General features: G+C 62.9%; 1 protein-coding gene. It reads left to right on the forward strand.

Features of this window, described 5'->3' with window-relative positions:
* On the forward strand, window positions 1-431 hold a 431-nt coding region (locus J5M71_RS28810), incomplete at both ends, for a M48 family metalloprotease (RefSeq protein WP_207839089.1).

The raw sequence follows: 431 nt of genomic DNA on the forward strand, positions 1-431 counted from the left end.
GCTCAAGGATTACGTCGAATCCAGCGTGTACAAGCTGGTCGAGACCAGCCAGGTCTCCGACAGGCGCCTGGAATTCATCCTGATCAACAGCCCACAACTCAACGCCTTCGCAGCGCCGGGCGGCGTGGTCGGGGTCAACGGCGGCCTGTTCCTCAACGCCCAGACCGAAGGTGAATACGCCTCGGTGCTCGCTCACGAACTGGCGCACTTGTCGCAACGTCACTTCGCTCGAGGCGTCGAAGCCTCACAAAGAATGCAGGTGCCGATGATGGCCGCGTTGCTGGCGGGTATCGTCATCGCGGCGGCAGGCGGCGGTGATGCTGGCATCGCCACCATCGCTGGCACCCAGGCTGCGGCGTTGCAGGAACAACGGCGCTTCTCGCGGCAGAATGAACAGGAAGCGGACCGCATCGGCATCCTCAACCTGGAAA

Origin of the sequence: Pseudomonas sp. 43(2021) (assembly GCF_017490805.1) — a bacterium.
Taxonomy (GTDB): Bacteria; Pseudomonadota; Gammaproteobacteria; order Pseudomonadales; family Pseudomonadaceae; genus Aquipseudomonas.